The organism is Caballeronia glathei (assembly GCF_000698595.1).
Taxonomy (GTDB): Bacteria; Pseudomonadota; Gammaproteobacteria; order Burkholderiales; family Burkholderiaceae; genus Caballeronia; species Caballeronia glathei.
This window is the reverse complement of record NZ_JFHC01000169.1, coordinates 1-4,041: the sequence shown is the minus strand read 5'-3', so window position 1 is coordinate 4,041 and position 4,041 is coordinate 1. Positions and strand designations below refer to the sequence as shown.

Below are 4,041 nucleotides of genomic sequence, written 5' to 3'. Positions count from 1 at the left end.
CCCCGGCGGTCGGTCAAATTCCCCCATGTATGGTCACCTCAAAATCCCCCAGGTAACGATCGCCGGCTGAGCGGTCCCTAGCGGTGCTGCAGGACATTTATTGTCGTCTCCTTCAGAGAAGAAGGAGACAAGGGAGTGAATTGAAATGAACGCGCCCCACCCGTGACCTGCACAAGGAAACATGGAGTTCCATGCGAGTAACATCGATGCGCCAATGGTGGAGAATGCGAGCGTTCCCGACAAGCGGAGGATCCCAAGATGAACAGCACGGTCGTGGGTGTCGATATCGCGAAGATGGTCTTTCAGGTGCATTTCGTTGACCAGGACTCTGGCGAAATCGTGAATAAGCAGATCAAACGGTCGAAGTTTCTCGAGTTCTTCGGAAACCGGGCTCCTTGCCTTATTGGGATGGAAGCGTGCGGCGGTGCACATCACTGGGCCCGGCGGCTCACGAAGATTGGCCATCAGGTGAAGCTGATGCCCGCCGAATTCGTTAAGGCGTTCAACATCCGCAGCAAAAACGATGCTGCAGATGCCCGAGCGATCTGGCTGGCAGTGCAGCAGCCCAGCAAGCCGGTAGCGATCAAAACCGAAATGCAGCAAGCTGTGCTGGCACTGCACCGGATGCGCGAGCAGCTTGTAAAGTTTCGCACGATGCAAATCAACGCATTGCGCGGTCTCCTGACCGAATATGGTGAGGTGATGGGTAAAGGACGAACCGCCCTGGATAAGGCGATGCCGGAAGTGCTTTCCCGAGTCGCTGAGCGACTGCCGGCTGTACTCGTCGATACGATGCGCGAACAGTGGAACGGGCTCATTGCATTGGACGAACAGATAGCCGGAATCGAACGGCGAATGCGAGAGTGGAAGAAGGACGACCCAGCGGTAAAGGCAATCAGCGAGATCCCGGGCGTTGGACTGCTGACGGCGACGGCAGCGGTCGCAATGATGGGCGATCCCAAGGCTTTCCGGTCTGGACGCGAATTCGCCGCTTGGGCAGGTCTTGTGCCGAGGCAAACCGGTTCTGGCGGCAAGGTCCACTTGCACGGTATCAGCAAGATGGGCGACGCGTATCTGCGCAAATTGCTGATTCATGGCGCGCGCAGCGTTCTGACCCATGCGAAGGACCCTGGGCCGTGGATCGATCAGATCAGCAAACGACGACCGCCGAACGTAGTAACCGTCGCGCTAGCCAACAAGATGGCGCGTACGATCTGGGCGCTGCTGGCCCATAACAGGCCTTATCAAAAGGACTATCTGAGCGCGAAGCCGGCGTAAGCCACTGCGTTCATACCCGGAGACCAACAGTTAATGTAGTACGAGCTTCGAAGGTTGCACAGGCGATCGTATGTGATGACAAACAGGTAGGACCGTGGCCCGCCAAGCCTGAAAGACATGAAGAGCCTTGAGCTCGCGGAGTGAATGAGGCGCGGGTCAGCGGATTTCATAGTGGGCCGCAGCTTAGCCGCTGCAATAAGCCCGGATATAGAGCTGCAACCGATCCTGTCATGTCAGAGCCTATGAGCGTTTGTTCAAGGGGCGCGTTCATATAGAATGTCTTGAAGCAGCATCTACAAAGCGCGATATTCACGCTGCTTGAGCGCGGCGTAGCCAGCACAGGATCCATGAGCTTACGGGTATCGATCGTAAGACGATTCGCCGCTATCAGGCGCTGCATGAAGCACAGCAGGCGGGAGGCGCAAATTCCTCCACTGCGGCGACCATCGGCTCCGGCGATCCGGTGGTCGCGCAAATTCCCCCATCGCAAATTCCTCCACTGCCACGACCGCCGGCTTCAGGCGGAGCGCCGGTCAGCTCCTTCAACTTCGCCCGATCCGCCAGTGAGCCATATCGGGAATGGATCGAACAGCAGGTGCGTTTGAAGCGCAACGCCCAGGCGATCTATCAGGACCTCGTTGACCAGCATGGTTTTACGGCCAGCTATGAGAGCGTCAAACGTTTCGTCCGGGCGCTGCGCCACGTCGATCCCGAACAGTTCGACCGTCTTGAGTTTGCCGCCGGTGAAGAGGCCCAAGTGGATTACGGTGAAGGCGCGCTGACCCGCGATCCGAAGACAGGCCGCTACCGACGGCCACGCCTGTTCGTCATGACGTTGAGGTATTCGCGGCGCAGCTTCCGGCGCGTGGTCTGGAAGTCCAGCAAGCAGGTCTGGGCCCAGCTTCACGAAGAGGCCTTCCGGTACTTCGGTGGCAGCGTGAGCTATGTCGTCCTCGACAACCTTCGTGAGGGCGTCATCACGCCCGACCTGTACGAGCCCGAGATCAACCGGCTCTATGCCGCGATGCTCGAGCACTACGGCGTCATTGCCGACCCGGCTCGCGTACGCGACCCGAATCGCAAGGGTTCCGTAGAGAACGCGATCCAGCATACGCAGAACACCGCGCTCGCCGGCCGGCGATTCGAGTCGCTCGACGCCCAGAACGAATTCCTAACGCACTGGGAAGAGAACTGGGCCGCCAAACGCATCCATGGCCGTGCACGGCGACAGGTCGAAGCGATGTTCCAGGAGGAGAAGCCTCACCTAAGGCCGTTGCCGATCACGGGATTCCGCTACTTTACCGAGGTCGTGCGCACTGTCTGGGACGATACCACCGTAAGCGTCGAACGCAGCAACTATGCGGCGCGGCCCGCGCCCATCGGCAGTCTCGTGTGTGTGCGCATCTACGACACCACGATCGAGATCCGTGATCGCCGCTCGCAGGAACTGTTGCGCACCCATCCGCGCCACATTGAGCCCGGCTCGCTCGAGCTTCCCGAGAGCGAACGCCCGTTCAATCCATCGCGCCAGACCAGTCTCGCGCTGGCCAGCGCCACCGACATCGGGCCACAAACGAAGACGCTGTGCCAACACCTGTTCGATGCCGAAGGTCGCGTCGGCCACCGCGGCATGTGGGGCATCGTCGCGCTGGCGAAGAAGTATCCCGCGTGGCTCGTCGAGCAAGCCTGCGATCACGCCCTGCGTCACCACCTATATCGTTATCGGCAGGTACGTGCCGTCGTAGAACGGCTGTTCGAGCAGGCCCTTGAGCGTCTCGATCGTGCGCCACAGCTGGCCCTACCGCTCACGCAGGAACATGCCCTGATCCGCCCGGGTGACGAATACGGCGAGTTCTTCAACGTCGGCGCGCAGCACAGTGCCGCCCCCCATCCCACTACAAGCGGAGAAACAGCATGACCACCACGCTACCAGACATCGAGCGGGCCCTCAGGATGCTGCGCCTGTCCGGCATACGCGACACACTGGAGACCCGCGTGCTACAGGCACAGGGTACCCAGCAACCGTTTCTTGAGACCTTCGCCTTGATCCTGCAGGACGAACTCGACCGTCGTCAGTCGCGGCTAATCGAGCGGCGCTATCAGCAGTCCGGACTCGAAGAGAAGCTCACGCTCGCCGAGTTCGACTGGTCGTTCAATCCGAAGATCCCGCGTCAGGCTTGCTTCCAGCTCAATGCGCTGAAGTTCGTCGCCGCTGGCGAGAACGGATTGATCATCGGTAAACCCGGCACCGGCAAGTCGCACATTGCCAAGGCCGTCGCGTATCAGGCGGTTCTGCAAGGCCACAAGGTGCAGTATCTCGAAACCGACGACTTCTTTAACCGCTACGCGCTCAGCGCAGCGGAGCAGCAACAGACGCGCCTGCGCGCGATACTCGAGGCGGACCTGCTCGTGCTGGACGACCTGTTCCTGGCACGCTCGATTCCTGACGAGGCCGGCGCGCTACTACAGACGCTGGTCCATCAACGTTACAAACTGCGCAGAAGCATCATCGTCACGTCCAATCGCGTGGTACAGGACTGGGGCGCGTACCTTGGCGATAACACCATGAGCACCACGATCCTCGATCGCCTCATGCATCACTGCCACCAGCTCGAGTTCAACGGCCGCAGCTATCGGCTCAAAGAAGCCGCTGAGGCCCTTGCGCAGAAAACGAAAGAGGAATAAAACTCGACCTCGTCCTGCTTCACACGGTGGGGGATTTTAGGCGACCACAACTGGGGGAGTTTCAACTGACCGTCCGGG

At 59.9% G+C, this 4,041-nt stretch carries 2 protein-coding genes and 1 pseudogene; all 3 read left to right on the top strand.

Annotated elements, in window-relative coordinates; all coding sequences use genetic code 11:
• The first annotated feature begins 258 nt into the window (after positions 1-258).
• The 3 genes and pseudogenes from BG61_RS37810 to istB all read left to right on the top strand — a co-directional run bounded on the left by BG61_RS37810 (position 259) and on the right by istB (position 3,963).
• Positions 259-1,278, top strand: a complete 1,020-nt coding sequence (locus BG61_RS37810; protein WP_035943327.1) for an IS110 family RNA-guided transposase — start codon at positions 259-261, stop codon at positions 1,276-1,278.
• A gap of 281 nt (positions 1,279-1,559) precedes the next feature.
• Positions 1,560-3,196, top strand: a pseudogene (istA, locus tag BG61_RS37805) (IS21 family transposase).
• Positions 3,193-3,963, top strand: a complete 771-nt coding sequence (gene istB / locus BG61_RS37800; RefSeq protein ID WP_035943326.1) for an IS21-like element helper ATPase IstB — start codon at positions 3,193-3,195, stop codon at positions 3,961-3,963. Before istA ends, istB begins: the two are co-directional and overlap by 4 nt.
• Positions 3,964-4,041 lie beyond the last annotated feature (78 nt).